At 69.3% G+C, this 13636-nt stretch carries 14 protein-coding genes; 7 read left to right on the top strand and 7 right to left on the bottom strand.

Annotated elements, in window-relative coordinates:
- Positions 1–15: 15 nt before the first annotated feature.
- Positions 16–564 carry a carboxymuconolactone decarboxylase family protein gene (locus RIA68_11935; protein ID MEQ8318150.1) on the top strand — a complete coding sequence of 183 codons (549 nt, stop codon included), beginning with the start codon at positions 16–18 and terminating at the stop codon, positions 562–564.
- 7 nt (positions 565–571) lie between these two features.
- On the opposite strand, the gene RIA68_11930 is transcribed toward RIA68_11935, so the two are convergent.
- Positions 572–814 carry a hypothetical protein gene (locus tag RIA68_11930; GenBank protein ID MEQ8318149.1) on the bottom strand — a complete coding sequence of 81 codons (243 nt, stop codon included), beginning with the start codon at positions 812–814 and terminating at the stop codon, positions 572–574.
- A gap of 126 nt (positions 815–940) precedes the next feature.
- Here RIA68_11930 and RIA68_11925 point away from each other — a divergent pair, with 126 nt between their 5' ends.
- Positions 941–1900 carry a DNA methyltransferase gene (locus RIA68_11925; protein MEQ8318148.1) on the top strand — a complete coding sequence of 320 codons (960 nt, stop codon included), beginning with the start codon at positions 941–943 and terminating at the stop codon, positions 1898–1900.
- Between the two features lie 3 nt (positions 1901–1903).
- Here the strand turns inward: RIA68_11925 and RIA68_11920 are convergent, their stop codons facing one another.
- On the bottom strand, positions 1904–3484 hold the full coding sequence (locus RIA68_11920) for an FG-GAP-like repeat-containing protein (GenBank protein MEQ8318147.1): 1581 nt from the start codon (positions 3482–3484) through the stop codon (positions 1904–1906).
- A gap of 200 nt (positions 3485–3684) precedes the next feature.
- Here RIA68_11920 and RIA68_11915 point away from each other — a divergent pair, with 200 nt between their 5' ends.
- Entirely contained in the window at positions 3685–4932 is a 1248-nt protein-coding gene (locus RIA68_11915; protein ID MEQ8318146.1) for a hypothetical protein, read from the top strand.
- Positions 4933–4936: 4 nt separating this feature from the next.
- On the opposite strand, the gene RIA68_11910 is transcribed toward RIA68_11915, so the two are convergent.
- Both RIA68_11910 and rpsU read right to left on the bottom strand, forming a co-directional pair.
- Positions 4937–5212, bottom strand: coding sequence for a hypothetical protein (locus tag RIA68_11910; protein MEQ8318145.1), 276 nt, complete (start codon positions 5210–5212; stop codon positions 4937–4939).
- Between the two features lie 11 nt (positions 5213–5223).
- Positions 5224–5427: a 30S ribosomal protein S21 gene (gene rpsU, locus RIA68_11905; protein ID MEQ8318144.1), complete on the bottom strand. Its 204-nt coding sequence runs from the start codon at positions 5425–5427 to the stop codon at positions 5224–5226.
- 294 nt (positions 5428–5721) lie between these two features.
- Between rpsU and RIA68_11900 the strand changes: the two genes are divergently transcribed.
- Genes RIA68_11900 through RIA68_11885 form a run of 4 tightly spaced genes read left to right on the top strand, consistent with a single transcriptional unit; the run spans position 5722 to position 10340 of the window.
- Complete coding sequence (locus tag RIA68_11900) at positions 5722–6306, top strand: hypothetical protein (GenBank protein MEQ8318143.1); 585 nt, start codon at positions 5722–5724, stop codon at positions 6304–6306.
- Positions 6307–6322: 16 nt separating this feature from the next.
- Complete coding sequence (locus RIA68_11895) at positions 6323–7144, top strand: GIDE domain-containing protein (protein ID MEQ8318142.1); 822 nt, start codon at positions 6323–6325, stop codon at positions 7142–7144.
- A gap of 31 nt (positions 7145–7175) precedes the next feature.
- Positions 7176–7823 carry a cyclase family protein gene (locus RIA68_11890; protein MEQ8318141.1) on the top strand — a complete coding sequence of 216 codons (648 nt, stop codon included), beginning with the start codon at positions 7176–7178 and terminating at the stop codon, positions 7821–7823.
- 48 nt (positions 7824–7871) lie between these two features.
- Complete coding sequence (locus RIA68_11885; protein ID MEQ8318140.1) at positions 7872–10340, top strand: hypothetical protein; 2469 nt, start codon at positions 7872–7874, stop codon at positions 10338–10340.
- Here the strand turns inward: RIA68_11885 and lysS are convergent, their stop codons facing one another.
- The 3 genes from lysS to coaD all read right to left on the bottom strand — a co-directional run bounded on the left by lysS (position 10341) and on the right by coaD (position 13458).
- Entirely contained in the window at positions 10341–11957 is a 1617-nt protein-coding gene (gene lysS, locus RIA68_11880) for a lysine--tRNA ligase (protein MEQ8318139.1), read from the bottom strand.
- 25 nt (positions 11958–11982) lie between these two features.
- A complete protein-coding gene (locus tag RIA68_11875; protein MEQ8318138.1) occupies positions 11983–12813 on the bottom strand; it encodes a hypothetical protein in 831 nt (276 codons plus the stop codon).
- Between the two features lie 78 nt (positions 12814–12891).
- Positions 12892–13458: a pantetheine-phosphate adenylyltransferase gene (coaD, locus tag RIA68_11870; protein MEQ8318137.1), complete on the bottom strand. Its 567-nt coding sequence runs from the start codon at positions 13456–13458 to the stop codon at positions 12892–12894.
- Between the last annotated feature and the right edge of the window lie 178 nt (positions 13459–13636).

The following is a 13636-nucleotide window of genomic DNA, read 5'->3' as shown; positions in this document are numbered from 1 at the left end:
CCAAAGGAGACCACGATGCCACGCCTGAACACGATCGATCCGAGCACCGCCACCGGGAAGGCCAAGGAGCTGTTCGACGGCCCGCTGAAGGGCAAGCACCTGAACATCTTCAAGGGCATGGCTAACTCGCCCGCCGGCCTCCAGGCCTACCTGGGGATGAGCGGAGCCCTGGCCGAGGGCAGCCTGACCGCCGCCGAGCGCGAGATCGTCGCCCTGGTGACGGCCCAGCAGAACGACTGCGAGTACTGCCTGGCGGCCCATACGCACATCGGCAAGGGCGCGGGCCTCAGCGAGGCCCAGACCATCGCCGCCCGCCGCGGCGACCTCGACGACGCGAAGCTCGGCGCCCTGGTGACGTTCACGCGGTCCCTGCTCGAGAAGAAGGGCTTCGCCGACGAGGGCGACCTGCGGGCGTTCAAGGACGCCGGCTACGACGACGGCGACGTGGTCGAGGTCATCGCCGCAGTGGCGCTGAACTTCTTCACGAACTACTTCAACCACGTGAACGGCACCGACGTCGACCTGCCGCAGGCCCCCGCCCTCGAGACGGCCGGCGCGAGCTGAGGCCCGCCTAGCCCCGGCCCAGGCGCACCGCCCGATGGATGGCGAGGGCGCCGAGCGCCAGGCCGGGGAGCACGAGCAGCGCCAGGCTGGCCTTGCCCGCGGAAGCCGTGGGCTGGCGCACGACGAGGGCTCCGGCGGCCATGAGGCCCGCCGCCGCGACAACGCACAACCCGCCGAGACGGATGGCACGAACGGCCGGGCTCGACCAGAGCCCGGCCGTGCTCTTGCGCGGATTGTCCTGCACGGCCACGACCTCTCTCTTCGGTGCGCGTTGGCCCGGGCAACATCGATCGGGCCGGGGAGAACGTATCGGCGCACATGCTCCTTGTCCATCACGCGCGGTGGCGCAATCCGCAAGAGCGCGGTACACTCTTCGATGCCCGCCTCAGCGACCACGAAACCCACGACGCGATCCAAGTCGAAGCTGCCGAAGCCCTTGCGCCCGAGCGGCGGAGAATTGCCAGACTGCCGGGTGTTCGTGGGCGATTGTCGAGAGCTCTTGCCGCAGATTCCCGAGTGCGCGAAGGGCCAGGTCGACCTTGTCTTCGCCGACCCGCCCTTCAACTGGGCCCGCGGCTACGACAAGTGGGACGACTCGATGCCCGACGAGGAGTACTGCGACGTGTCGCAGAGCTTCGGCGAGCCTGGCGAGGTGACGGCGTTTACGCAGCGCTGGATCGACCTGTGCATCCAGGCACTCAAGCCCACGGGCAGCCTGTGGATCAACATCCCCGACGACTGGGCCGCCGAGATCGTGGTGCACCTCAAGCAGCGCGGCCTGCACATGGTCAACTGGTGCGTGTGGCACTACCGCTTCGGACAGAACACGACGGGCCGGTTCATCAACAGCAAGGTGCACGTGCTGTACTTCTGCAAGGACCCCAAGAACCGCACCTGGAACCCCGAAGAGGTGCTGGAGCCCAGCGACCGCGCGACGACGTACTTCGACCCGCGCACGATGGACAAGAAGGACGGCATGCCCGCCGGCATGCGCCTGCCGATGGACGTGTGGTACGGCCAGTACTGGGGCCGCATCCAGGGCAACAACGCCGAACGCCGCGGCAGGCACGACAACCAGCTTCCCGAGCTCTACCTCGCTCGCGTCGTGCGCGCCACGAGCAACGAAGGCGACCTCGTGCTCGACCCCTTCACCGGGAGCGGTACCACCGCCGTCGCGGCCACGGCCCTGGGCCGGCGGTACGTCGGCTGCGAGTATTCGTCCGACATGGCGAAGAGCGCGATGGAGCGCGTGAGCAACGGGCCGGTCCGCGATCTCCGCGCACCGGCCCAGGCAACGGCAATCTTCAAGCCACGGCGACGGCGAGCCAAGGCGTAGTGCTCACTCGCAGCCGGCGTCGAACTCGTTCTGGAAGGCGAGGAAGTCGAACAGCGTGAGCGAGCCGTCGCCGTCGAAATCGGCCGCGAGGTCGCCCGCGTCGAAGGCGTTCTGGAACGCAAGAAAGTCGAAGATGGTGAGCACACCGTCGCCGTCGAAGTCGGGCCGGCAGGGGGTTGCTTCGATGCTGTCGGCTACGCCGTCGCGACGGACGTTGTATTGGTACGTGCGGACGGGCGCGAGGTCAGGATCGTAGATGACGGTGTCCGAGGCGAGCTGGAACAAGTATGTCTGGTTGTCGACCAGGTCGTTGCCGCTCACGCTGAGGTCCATGAATCCATCGCCGTCGAAGTCGCCGATCGTGGGCGACTGCTGGAACGAGGATGCCGAGCCGACGGGCAATGGCCACCCGTCGATCTGCGTGCCGTCGTGGTTGAAGCCGTAGAGCGGGGTGACGGCGGTGTTGTCGTCGACGAGCAGCTCGACAAACCCGTCGGCGTCGACGTCGGCGATCATGATCTGCGCGTGCACCGCGCCGACGACGCCCGTGACGGGCCAGCCCGGCAGCGGCACGCCGTCGCGGTCCCATACCTGGATGCTGGCGAGCGGAGTGGGCGAGAGCGTGCGATCGCCGATGGCCACGTCGAGGTTGCCGTCCCCGTCGACATCGGCGATGCTGGGCGGCGTGAAGATCGAGAACTCGGTGGTGGTGGGCCAGCCCGGGCGCAGGTTGCCGGCGAAGTCGAGCACGTAGATGCGGCCGGTGAATGGATCGACCTCGTTGGTGGTGGCGAAGACGATCTCGCGCGCGCCGTCGCCGTCGAGGTCGGCCAGGCCCGCCGAGTTATAGTTCAGCGTCTGGATCGTGCCGCCCTCGCTGGGCGTGTACGGGAAGCCCGAGAGCGTGTTGCCGTCGGCATCGAACGCGTACACGGTGTAGAACGAGGAGACGACGATCTCGGGTACGCCGTCGCCGTTGATGTCGCCGACGGCCGGTGAACCGCCGCTCGAGATGTTGTCGAGCACGACGGGGAAGCCAGCGCGCTGCGTACCGTCGCCCTCGATCGCGGAGAGTTGCGCCTCGCCGCCCGAGTTGGCGTTGACGAGGATCTCGAGGTCACCATCGCCGTCGAGGTCGGCCAGGGCCGGGCTCTTGAACGGGCCGCCGACCGAGACCGGAAACCCCGGCACGGTCGAGCCGTCCTTGTTGATGGCGAAGACGTTGCCGCGGATGCCGAAGAAGAACGTCTGGACGACGATTTCTTCCTCGCCGTCGCCGTCGACGTCGCCGAATGCCGGCGCGCCGAACGTGCCCTGGCCCGGCGTCAGGACGCGCGGAAAGCCGGGCACGTTCGTCCCGTCGAGGTTGAGCGCGTACAGGCGATCCTGCACCACGTGGACCATCTCCAGCTCGGGGTCGGCGTCCATGTTGACCATCATGCCGCCGTCGACCGACGGGCCCGGGCCGAAGATCAGCGGCCAGCCGTCGCGGGTGTCGAAGCCGGGCACCTGGGCCACAGCCGGAGCGGTGAGGCCAGCGCAGGCCAGTAGCGTGGTACAACCGAAGATCGCGTTCTTGGGCATCGTGTTCCTTCCTCTCCGAGCCGCCCGGGGGCAGTGTGCATGGTGTTCGCCCTGGTGCCACTGCGCAGCAAGACGCGTGCGGCGTGTGAACGTGGCACTCTAACGGATCCGGACGATCGGCACAAGAGGTTTTCTAAATATTTCTAGAAATATTGCAAGTCTGCCTCGGCGTTGTGCGAAATCAGGCTATAAATGCAATCATGTCCGCCGCCGATCCCAGCCCAGCCTCCGTCGACGTGCTCGATGCGTCGGTGGTTGAGGCCATCACGGGCGTGCGATCGGCGTATGCCGAGCTGTTATCGGCCGTACCCCGCGAGGGCCCCGGGGCCATCGGCGTCGAGCGGGCGTTGGGGATCAGCAAGAAGCTGGCATGGCAGGTCTATCGGGTCGCGACGTCGGAGAATCCGCTGGGCTCGGGTGCCCGCGTGCCCGGTAAGGCGGCGACCAGGCAGGTGCTGCTGGCGGCAACGAAGGCGGGCGTGCCCGCCGAAATCACCGATCGCGTGCAGGCGGCGACCGATCTGTTCCACGGGGCCGTGAGCGACCACGCCGACGACCGCAGCAGCTTCGACCTGATGGTGCGGTCGGTGAGCGGCGACGGCATCGCCGGGCACGACGCCGAGCTGAAGCGGACGGCGTACCGCGTGAACCGCGAGCTCGTCGGGCGTTGCTGCGACGTCGACCTCTTTACGCTGCTGGTCCGCCGATCGCAGACGCCGGGCTTCATCGAGATGTGCTCGCTGCGCGGGCTGGAGGGGCTGCGACGCCTGCGGCCCGACGTGCCGCTGGAGATCTCCCGGCACCGCTTCGATCAGGGTGAGGGCAACGTGCGCACGCGCGAGCCGGTGTTTGGTGATGCTGCACCGCACGGACCCGTTGGCCTGGTCGAGGCGTTCTCGACCGAGCCACTGCCGTCGATCTCGGCGATCGTTGGCAAGGACGGCTACACGAGGTTCGTGGCCGAGGTCGATCGGCTGGGCACGACGTCGGCGGTGAGCTGCTACCTGTGCGACATGACGCGCGGGCTGCCGATCCGCTCGCCCGACGGCACCGCCGCCATCGGCAACATCCACGAGGTTGCCACTCCGGCGCAGGTGCTGTACCAGGACATGCTCGTCGATCCGAGCCTGCTGGCCGAGGACGCGTTCGGCCCGGCCCACCCGAGCCTGCGCGTGCTGTCGCGTCGGCCCGAGACCACGGCCTGGCCGGGTGACGATGCCGGGCTGTTGCTGCCGGTAGCCGAGCGACTGGTGCGCGGCGGTCGCGGGAGCGGCGCGGTGAGTGCGCCGGAGATGCCGGCCTACCCGGGCATGGTTCGGCGCGTGGGCGATCGGCTGGGTTGGGACGTGGAGGAGATGGTGCTCTTCCGCGTGCGCATCGAGCACCCCGTGCTGCACTCGGTCGTGTGGGTGCGGCTCGATCTCGAGGGCCGGCTCGGAGACGCGTGACTGGCTATCGCGAGACGCGGCCTGCCAGCGCGGCGAGGGCCTCGAGGTCCTGCTCGTCGACGATGCGATCGATCTGGGCCTGGGCCACGCCCTTTTGCTTGAGCGCGGCGCGGGCGCTGTTCCACAGGCGCTTGAGCGCGGCCTGCTTGCCCTCGGCGGTGGCAATGTAAAGCTCGGACACGACCTCGCCGAGGCGTGTCTCGATGATGGCGTCCTTGTTGGCGTAGTAGCGCCCGACGATCTTCTGCTGGTTGGCCGTCAGGTCGGGGCGCTTGGCCATGGGGCGGCTGCTCAGCCGCGGCGCGGGCCGCTGGTCTCGCGGATGCGCTTGTTGACGGCCTTGCGAGCGGCACGGCGGCGGCGCTCGCTGGGCTTCTCGAAGAATTCCTTGCGCTTGATGTCCTTCGTCAGCCCTTCCTTCTCGCAGAGCTTCTTGAAGCGCTTCATCATCTGTTCGACGGACTCGCCGCCGCGGGCCTTGATTCGGATCGCCATGAGAGCGTTTTCCTCCGGGTCCCGCCGCCGACCGTTTTCCACCAGGGCCGATCGCGGGAACAGGAAGGGTTGCGGCGGCGATGGTCCAAGTCAAGCCAGCGCCTCCTCGGCCGCAGGGGGGCCCGGGCGCTCTCCGAACGTGCGACGGGGGGCTCGATAACCATGCCCGCCCGTACGACCGTCACGGCTTCCTGCCCCCGGCGGGATCTCCGGGCCGGCGATGCAGGGTGTCCCGAATCCGGCCGATGCCGTCTCAGCGGGCGGATGGTCGCCCGTCTCTGGGGAGGGCGTGCCATGGTGCGGGTTCGTGGAGTTGCAAGCGTTCGGCGTGGAGCCATCAAGCCGGTCGTGATCGTCGCGTTGGTGCTCGTCGTCGTCGTTGGCGCCGTCGTGGTCAAGGGCATGGTGGGCGCGGTATCGGCGTTCGCGGCCGAGGAGCGCGGGCGGGACGAGATCTCTGCCGTCGCGCAGTCCCTGAGCCAGGAGGGTGCGCTGACCGAGCGGCTCGGCGCCGAGGCCGTACCCGGCGGCGGGCTGGCGATCGCCGACTGGCAGACCGGCGACATCAAGTACGTGTTCGAGTCGAAGATCCCCGTCGACCTGCGCGCAACCGGCGAGGCCGACCTGGGCGTGCTGCTCCTGGTGGAGCGCGAGAAGGTGAAGGTTGGTTCGTACGTCGATGGTGCCACCGGAGAGACGACCGGCGACGCCTATCGCTGGGTCTGGGACGCGAGGCTGATCGACGTGGCCGCGCGGGCCGTGGTGGCGCGACGCGAATTCGTCGGCAAGGACCCGCCGCAGACCACGTCGCTCGACTGGAACTGGGGCGCCGAGCCGGCCGAGGAGGCCATCGCCTGGGCCGTCGAGAAGATGCGCTAGCCGAAGAGGAGCCACCATGCTTGCGATCATCGTCAACCTGCTGCTGGTCGGGCTCGGCGTGCTCGGGCTGGCGTTGCCATTCTGCGGCTGGAAGATGCTGCGACGCCGCGCCGACATCTGCCGGACGCCCGTGCGCACCGTCAGCATGCTCGACCGCGGGTGGACGGCCGTCGAGGGCAAGGCGGCTCCGGCGACGGAACTCCTCGGTCCGTTCTCGGCCCGGCCCTGCGTGTACGTCGAGGCGATCGTCGAGGAGCTCGCGATCTTCCAGGTCGGCAATCGCCGAACGCACAAGCACCAGGCGCCCGTGTGGACGCGCGTGGACTCGGTCACGACGAGCCACCCGTTCTACGTGGAAGACAGCACCGGTCGCGTGCTGGTGTCGGCCGTCGAGGACGACGTGCACCTCGACGTATCCGAGAGCTTCACGTTCCAGAACGTGGACGAGAAGACCGGCGCCTTTACGCAACCACTCCCGCCGCACATCGTCGAATCGCTGGAGCGCCTCGGGATCGATCTGCTCGACGATTCCGGCCAGCCGCGGCGGTTGCGGTACGTCGAGCACGCCATCGAGGCGGGCCGGGAGGTCTTCGTCACCGGCAACCACTCGCACCACGGCGAGGACCTGACGCGGGCGATGCCCGGCGAGCCGCTGCAGGGCGTGCGGTCGGTCATCACCAGCGAGGGCGGCAAGCGTGCGTACGTCTCGACGGGCACGGCGGCCGACACGGCCAAGCGGCTGCTGTGGCAGGGGCTGGGCTGCATCGCGGGCGGTCCGGCGCTCACGGCCGCCTGCTGCGGCTGCCTGTACCTGATCTACGGGTTCGATTGGGGCTGACGGGTCCGACCGGGCCGGCGTAGCCTCGGCCATGCTGGTCGACGTCTCGCCGCCCTTGTCGCCTCGCACGGCCGTCTTCCCGGGTGATACGCCGCTGAGCCGGAAGGTCCTGATGGACACGGCGCGCGGCGACCACCTGACGCTCAGCACCCTCACCAGCACCGTACACGTCGGCGCGCACGCCGACGCCGAGAGCCACTACAAGCCGGCCGGGCGAACGATCGACCAGCACCCGCTGGATCTGTATCTCGGTCCGTGCGTGGTCGCGCCCGTGCGCGCGACGCGCGGCGAGCGCTTCGGCATCGACGCGATCGACGAGGCGTGGCTCGACGCCGTGCGCGGGCTGACCGAGCACGGGCAGCCCGGAAGGCTGCTGCTGCAGACCGGCACGGGCGCCGACCCCGAGACATTCCCCAGCGACCTCGCGGCGCCGACGCCCGAGATGATCGAGGCGCTCGCGGCACGCGAGGTGCGGCTTTTGGGCGTGGATACCCCGAGCGTCGACCTCGCGGACGCGAAGGACCTCATCGGCCACGCGGCGTGCGCTCGATCGGGCGTATCGATCCTCGAGGGGCTGGTGCTGGGAGGGGTCGACCCGGGCATCTGGGAGCTGATCGCGCTGCCGCTACGGCTGGTGGGGTTCGACGCAAGCCCCGTGCGTGCGGTGCTGCGACGATAATTGCCGATACGTCAGCGAGTGCGGATGCCAAGGAAGAAGGAGCGAGGCATGCCTGTTCGGGAGACCCTGTTCGACTCGCCGATCGCGTGCGAATCGCTGGAGCCGCGCGTGCTGCTCAGCGTCAGCATCGAGGTCGACTACACCTACGACACCAACGGGTTCTTCGATGATCCGGCGCGGCGGGTAGTCATGGAGGCCGCGGCGGACTACGTCAGCTCGCTGTTCAACGACTCGCTCAACGCGATCATCCCCGGTGGCGGCAACAACTGGCGCATCCAGTTCACCAATCCCGCGACGGGCTCGGTCGCGGAGATCGACGATCCGGTGATCGACGAGGACGAGGTGCTGCTGTTCGTGGGCGGCCGCGACATCGCGGGCGACACGCTGGGGCTCGGCGGCGCGGGCGGCTGGCAGGCCAGCGGCAGCGCGGCCTTCCTCCAGAACGTCGAGGGCCGCGGCCAGAGCGGGGCGACCGGGCCCGAGGCCGGCCAGAGCGATACGAGCCTCTGGGGCGGCACGATCACCTTCGACAACGACACCAACTGGCACTTCGGGATCACGACCGCGGGCCTCGAGGGCAGCGAGCACGACTTCTACTCGGTCGCGCTGCACGAGATGATGCACGTGCTCGGGTTCACCGACGGGACGCCGGCGTTCCTGAACCTCGTCTCGCCCAGCAGCGAATTCATGGGCCCGCGCGCGATGGCCGTGAGCGCCGACACGCAGCTCATGGCGTCCGACCTGGCGCACTGGCGCGAGGGGCTGACCAGTGGCGGGCAAGAAACGCTGATGGACCCGACGTTCACCCGTGGCACGCGCAAGCTCGCCACGCCGCTGGACTTCGCCGCGATGGAGGACATCGGCTGGGAGATCGACCCGATGCGCTGGCCCGGCCGCGGCGCGTTCCTCGCGACCAGCCCCTTCACGGGCGAGGGCGTCGCGTCGGGCAACACCACCAATGCGAGCTCGGGGCTGCACTGGGTCACCGTGCGCGAGGACGGCCTGCTCGACTTCCGCGTGACGAGCGACCAGCCCGTGACGCTGCGGCTGTGGGACTCGCAAGGCCTGCTCGTCGCCGAAAACGCAACGGCCGATACCGTCACGGGGCTGGGCTTCGCCGCGACCGAGCAGTTCTACACCCTCGAGGTCATCGGCTCGGCGCCGGCCAGCTACGACATGGCCGTCGCGACGGGCGGCTTCGACGAGGTGGCCTACTACCCCGAAGGCTTTGCCTCGAACGACATCGACCAGGCGGTGTACGTGTCGAACCCCACCGACAGCGCCCAGCTCTTCACGCTCACGCTGCGGTACGAGCGCGACGACCTGGGCCGCGACGGCGACGCGATCGTGGTCGACCGCGTGATCGAACCGGGCGCGACGATGATGATCGACGTCGCGCGCGACGGCGCCTTCGCCGTCGAACAGGCCAGCGGTCGGCAGATCCTGCCCAACGAGCCGTACGCGATCGTGCTGGGCTCGACCGCGCCGCTGGGCGTGGCGCTCGAGCACGCCGACGTGTTCGGCGGCCAACGCATCACGACGAGCGAGAGCTTCACGCGTCAGACCGCCGACACGTGGCACTTCCCGCGTGTCGAGGCGCTCACGGGCATCTCGGACTTCCTCGTGTTCTACAACGCCAACGATCACGACGCGCTCGTCGAGGTGACGTTCGTCTCGACGGCGGGCCAGGTCTCGCTGACCCAGGTCGTGCGGGCCGAGGCGCGTGGGGGGTGGAGCATCGGCGACATCGCGGCGCTCTCGGGCAACGCGTTCGGCGTCATCCTCACGAGCGAAGCGGTCGACGCGGCCGACCAGAGCGGGCACGTTGGCATCGTGGCGGCCGCCACGCACTTCGACGCAACGTCGGGCGTGGGCTGGACGGCGCTGGGCACGCCCGGCTCGCTGCCAGCGATCAACTTCGCGCCAGTCGCCGAGATCCCTGGCTCGACGACCGAGCTGCTGGTCTTCAACCCCGGCGTCTCGGTGGCACGGCTGAACGTCATCGCGACGACGACGATGGGAGACGAGACCCTCGCCGAGCGTTTCGTGCCCGCGGGCACCAGCGCCGCGCTGGCGGTGCCCAACGCCCTGGGCTATCGCTACGAGTTCACGTCGGGCGTGGGCGTCGTGCAGTTCGTCCAGTCGACGACCGAGGAGGCCTTCAGCAGCGCACCCCCCGGCGCGGCGAGCACCGACCTCGCTTTCTCGCTGGGCGCGTTCGACCCCAGCGACGCGGGCTCGTTCCTGCGGCTGGGCGTCTACAACGCATCGAGCTCGAACACGAACGTCACCGTGCGGTTCCTATTCCTGAGCGGCGACGAACTGGTGCAGAGCGTCTCGGTCGACGCCGGCGACTTCCGCACGGTGGTGATCGACACCATCACGGCCGTGCGCGATCGTGCGGGCGACCTGCCGCTGTCGATCGTGCTGGAGTCTCCCGAGCCGATTACCGGTCTGCTGCTGTCGATCGACGGCCAGGTGGGCTGGGGCGTGGGCGGGCTGCCGCTGCCGGCGTGATCAGGCCTCGGGCCGCATGAACGGGAACGGGATCACTTCCCGCAGGCTCGCGCCGCCGGTCAGGAGCATCGCCAGGCGGTCGATGCCCAGGCCGATGCCGCCGGCGGGGGGCATGCCCACGCGCAGGGCGCGGAGGAAGTCTTCATCCAGCGTGCGGAACGTGTCGTCGTCGGCCTTGGCGCCCTCGAGCTGCTGGCGGAACTTGGCTTCCTGCACCTCTGGGTCGTTGAGTTCGGTGTAGGCCGGGCCGATCTCCATGCCGGCGATGAACAGGTCCCACCGGCCGGCCAGCTCGGGCCGGTCGTCGAGCGGACGCGTGAGCGGGCTCGTGGCGCTGGGGTAGTGCAACACGAACGTCGGGCGCGTCGTGTCGATCAACTCTTCGGCCTTGTCTTCGAAGAGCCGATCGACGAGCAGCCAGTGGTCGGTGGTCTTCGCATCGTCGTAGCCGGCATCGACCGCAGCGCCGCGCACGGCCTCCTCGTCGAACATCGAGCAACCCACGGCCTTCTCGAACAAGTCACCGTACTCGACCTGCACGAACGGGTCGGCGTAGTTGATCTCCATGCCTTCCCATGGCATCGCCTTCGTGGTCGCGTCGGGGTAGAGCGATTGGTACGCCGGATCGGCGCAGACCATCTCGGCCAGGCGGCGCACCATGCTCTCGGCCAGCTCCAGCATCGTGTGGGCATCGCCGAACGCCTGGTACGCCTCCATCGAGGTAAACTCGGGGTTGTGCCGGCGGCTGAGGCCCTCGTTCCTGAAGTTTCGGCTCATCTCGAACACGCGGGGCATCCCGGCGACGAGGAGGCGCTTCAGGTACAGCTCGGGCGCGATGCGCAGCGAGAGGTCCATGTCGAGCGCGTTGAGGTGCGTGATGAACGGCCGAGCCGCCGCACCGCCGGCCTGGGCCTGGAGCACGGGCGTCTCGACCTCGGCGAAGCCGCGCTCTTCCATGAACGCGCGCACGTCGCGCACGATCTTGCCGCGCAAGACCAGCCTTGCCATGGCCTCGGGGTTGCTCCACAGGTCGACGTAGCGCCGGCGGAAGCGTGCCTCGGGGTCGCTCAGGCCGGCGTGCTTCTCGGGCGGGGGCTCGACGCTCTTGGCCCCGGGCCGCAGGTCGCTCGCCCAGATGGTTAGCTCGCCCGCCCGCGTCTTCATCAGCGGCCCCTCGGCCACGACGACGTCGGCCAGGTCGGTGAGCTTGGCGAGGTTGAACCCGGCCTCGCTGCAATCGCGCTTGCTGACGGCGATCTGCAGGTCGCCGGTCGAATCGCGCAGGTTGAGCCAGACGAGCTTGCCGTTGTCGCGATGCAGCACGACGCGGCCGGCGACACGCACGCGGGTGCGGTCGTCCGTCGCGGGCGGGACGTCGGCGTTCGGATCTTGCTTGAGCGCCGCCTTGCGGTCGGCCTCGGCCTGCTGGTGCGCGGCGTCGGCATCGGCGTCGTACAGCTCGTGGGCGCGGGCGAGCTCGACCAGTCCGTCCTCGCGCACGCCGTAGGGCTTCATGCCCAGGCTCGCGACGGCCTCGCGGTTGGCGAGGCGCTGGCGCACGAACTCGTTGTCGGCGTTGGGGTGGGCGGGCGTCTGGTCGGTCGCGGCGTCACTCATGGGCCGCGATTGTAGGAAAAGCCGCTCAGCCCGGATCCTGCTGCTCTCGCTGGACGGCCATGGCGGCGGGGCTCTGGGCCCGCACGCGGCGGAGGTCGTCGCCGTCGTCGGGGTCAGCGTCCTGGGAAGTCATGCACCAGAGCTCCAGGCGTGCGCCCACGGGCCGCATCGCGATCAGGCTCACGCGACGGCCGTCGCCCAGCGACTGCGAGGCGTCCTCGATCAGCGGGGCGTTGCCCTCCAGGGCGCTGAAGATGGCCTTGGTCTCTGGCAGCGTCAGCAGCGCGGGCGGCACGTACTCCTCCTGGTTGCGGCGGAGGTAGTCCAGCAGCACGCCGGCGGGCAGGGTCAGGCGGCCCACGCTGACGGTGCGTGCGGGCAGCCACAGGGCGCCGTCCTCGTCGATGATGGGCTCGACGACCGCCGAGATGTAGCGCACGCCATCGGGCATGCCCACGCGCAGGCCGATGGCGATGAACCCGTCCATGAATTCGACCTGGACCTCTTCGAGCTCCTGCGGCCAGCCGACGAGCTCCCACTGGGCGGCGACCCAGTCTCGCATGGTGGTATTGAGCCAGGCGTTGGCGTCGTTAGCGCCCACCCACACGTGCCAGCGCTCCTGGCCCGGCTCGCGGCGCTGGTAGAGCGCGTTCCACAGGCCGTTCTCGATGGCGATGGCCGTCTGCTCGGTGCGCGGGTCGTCTCGGCGGACGGTGCGCCACCACGCCGGCGCCTGCTCGGAGAGCGAGAAGGCGACCACGCCCGCGAGCGAAAAGATCGCGATGGCGGACAGCGCGCCGATGATCAGCCATCGGCGCAGACCGCTGATCTTGAAGCTCCTCGGCCGCCAGGGCATCGGTGGTATGGTGGCGCACCGACGGGCACCGATCAAGCCGCCCGGACCATCAACGCCCCTGGAACGCTCCGGGGCGCGTCAGCCCTCGTCGTTGGCCGGGTCGTGGTCGGCCCGCAGCCGCGCGAGCAGCGGGTGGTCTCGCTTGGCCCACATGGCCTCGATGACCGCCTCGGGCACCATGCTCTTGAGCACGTCGGGGTCGCTGCCCATCGCGGCGATCTGCTTGATGAGGCTGCTGCTGATGTACGCGAAGCTCTCGCCGGCGACCATGAAGGCCGTCTCCAGGCCGGCGAGCTGTCGGTTGGTGACCGCCTGCTGGACCTCGTACTGCAGGTCCGAGAGGTTGCGCACGCCGCGGAGCAGGGCCGCCGCCCCGCGGGCCTTGGCGAAGTCGACCGTCAGCCCCGTGAAGACCTCGACCTTCACGGGCGCGTGGCTCGGCTCCTGCTCGCACATCTCGGCGACGAGGTCGCTGGCCATGGCGGCCCGCTCGTCGGCGGTGAAGAGCTGGGGCTTGCTGGGGTTGTTCCCGATGGCCACGACCAGCTCGTCGAAGAGCGTCCGGCCCCGTCGGATGACGTCCAGGTGGCCGAAGGTTATGGGGTCGAACGAGCCCGGATAGATGGCAACGTGGGGGCCAGGCATCGCCCATGGTACCAGAACCGCCCGCTGGCGGCACCGCGTGGGGGGGTCGTGCGGGCCTCGGAGCGGCCCGGGCCGGCATCGCACGCCGCGACCGGTGGGCGGGCGGCTGGGTGGAATGGACAATTCAGGTGTTCGGCCATCGGCCTAAAGGCCGTGCCCAGCGTCTGGGCAATCGTGG

The sequence above is a fragment of the Phycisphaerales bacterium genome, assembly GCA_040217175.1.
Lineage (GTDB): Bacteria > Planctomycetota > Phycisphaerae > Phycisphaerales > UBA1924 > JAHCJI01.
This window is presented reverse-complemented; position numbering and strand designations above follow the sequence as displayed.

What these genes read in the sequence shown, in the direction of transcription:
- RIA68_11935 (MEQ8318150.1), top strand. Translation starts at nt 16, where the DNA reads ATGCCACGCCTGAACACGATCGATCCGAGCACCGCCACCGGGAAGGCC.
- RIA68_11925 (MEQ8318148.1), top strand. Translation starts at nt 941, where the DNA reads ATGCCCGCCTCAGCGACCACGAAACCCACGACGCGATCCAAGTCGAAG.
- RIA68_11920 (MEQ8318147.1), bottom strand. Translation starts at nt 3,484, where the DNA reads ATGCCCAAGAACGCGATCTTCGGTTGTACCACGCTACTGGCCTGCGCT.
- RIA68_11915 (MEQ8318146.1), top strand. Translation starts at nt 3,685, where the DNA reads ATGTCCGCCGCCGATCCCAGCCCAGCCTCCGTCGACGTGCTCGATGCG.
- RIA68_11910 (MEQ8318145.1), bottom strand. Translation starts at nt 5,212, where the DNA reads ATGGCCAAGCGCCCCGACCTGACGGCCAACCAGCAGAAGATCGTCGGG.
- rpsU (MEQ8318144.1), bottom strand. Translation starts at nt 5,427, where the DNA reads ATGGCGATCCGAATCAAGGCCCGCGGCGGCGAGTCCGTCGAACAGATG.
- RIA68_11900 (MEQ8318143.1), top strand. Translation starts at nt 5,722, where the DNA reads ATGGTGCGGGTTCGTGGAGTTGCAAGCGTTCGGCGTGGAGCCATCAAG.
- RIA68_11895 (MEQ8318142.1), top strand. Translation starts at nt 6,323, where the DNA reads ATGCTTGCGATCATCGTCAACCTGCTGCTGGTCGGGCTCGGCGTGCTC.
- RIA68_11890 (MEQ8318141.1), top strand. Translation starts at nt 7,176, where the DNA reads ATGCTGGTCGACGTCTCGCCGCCCTTGTCGCCTCGCACGGCCGTCTTC.
- RIA68_11885 (MEQ8318140.1), top strand. Translation starts at nt 7,872, where the DNA reads ATGCCTGTTCGGGAGACCCTGTTCGACTCGCCGATCGCGTGCGAATCG.
- lysS (MEQ8318139.1), bottom strand. Translation starts at nt 11,957, where the DNA reads ATGAGTGACGCCGCGACCGACCAGACGCCCGCCCACCCCAACGCCGAC.
- RIA68_11875 (MEQ8318138.1), bottom strand. Translation starts at nt 12,813, where the DNA reads ATGCCCTGGCGGCCGAGGAGCTTCAAGATCAGCGGTCTGCGCCGATGG.
- coaD (MEQ8318137.1), bottom strand. Translation starts at nt 13,458, where the DNA reads ATGCCTGGCCCCCACGTTGCCATCTATCCGGGCTCGTTCGACCCCATA.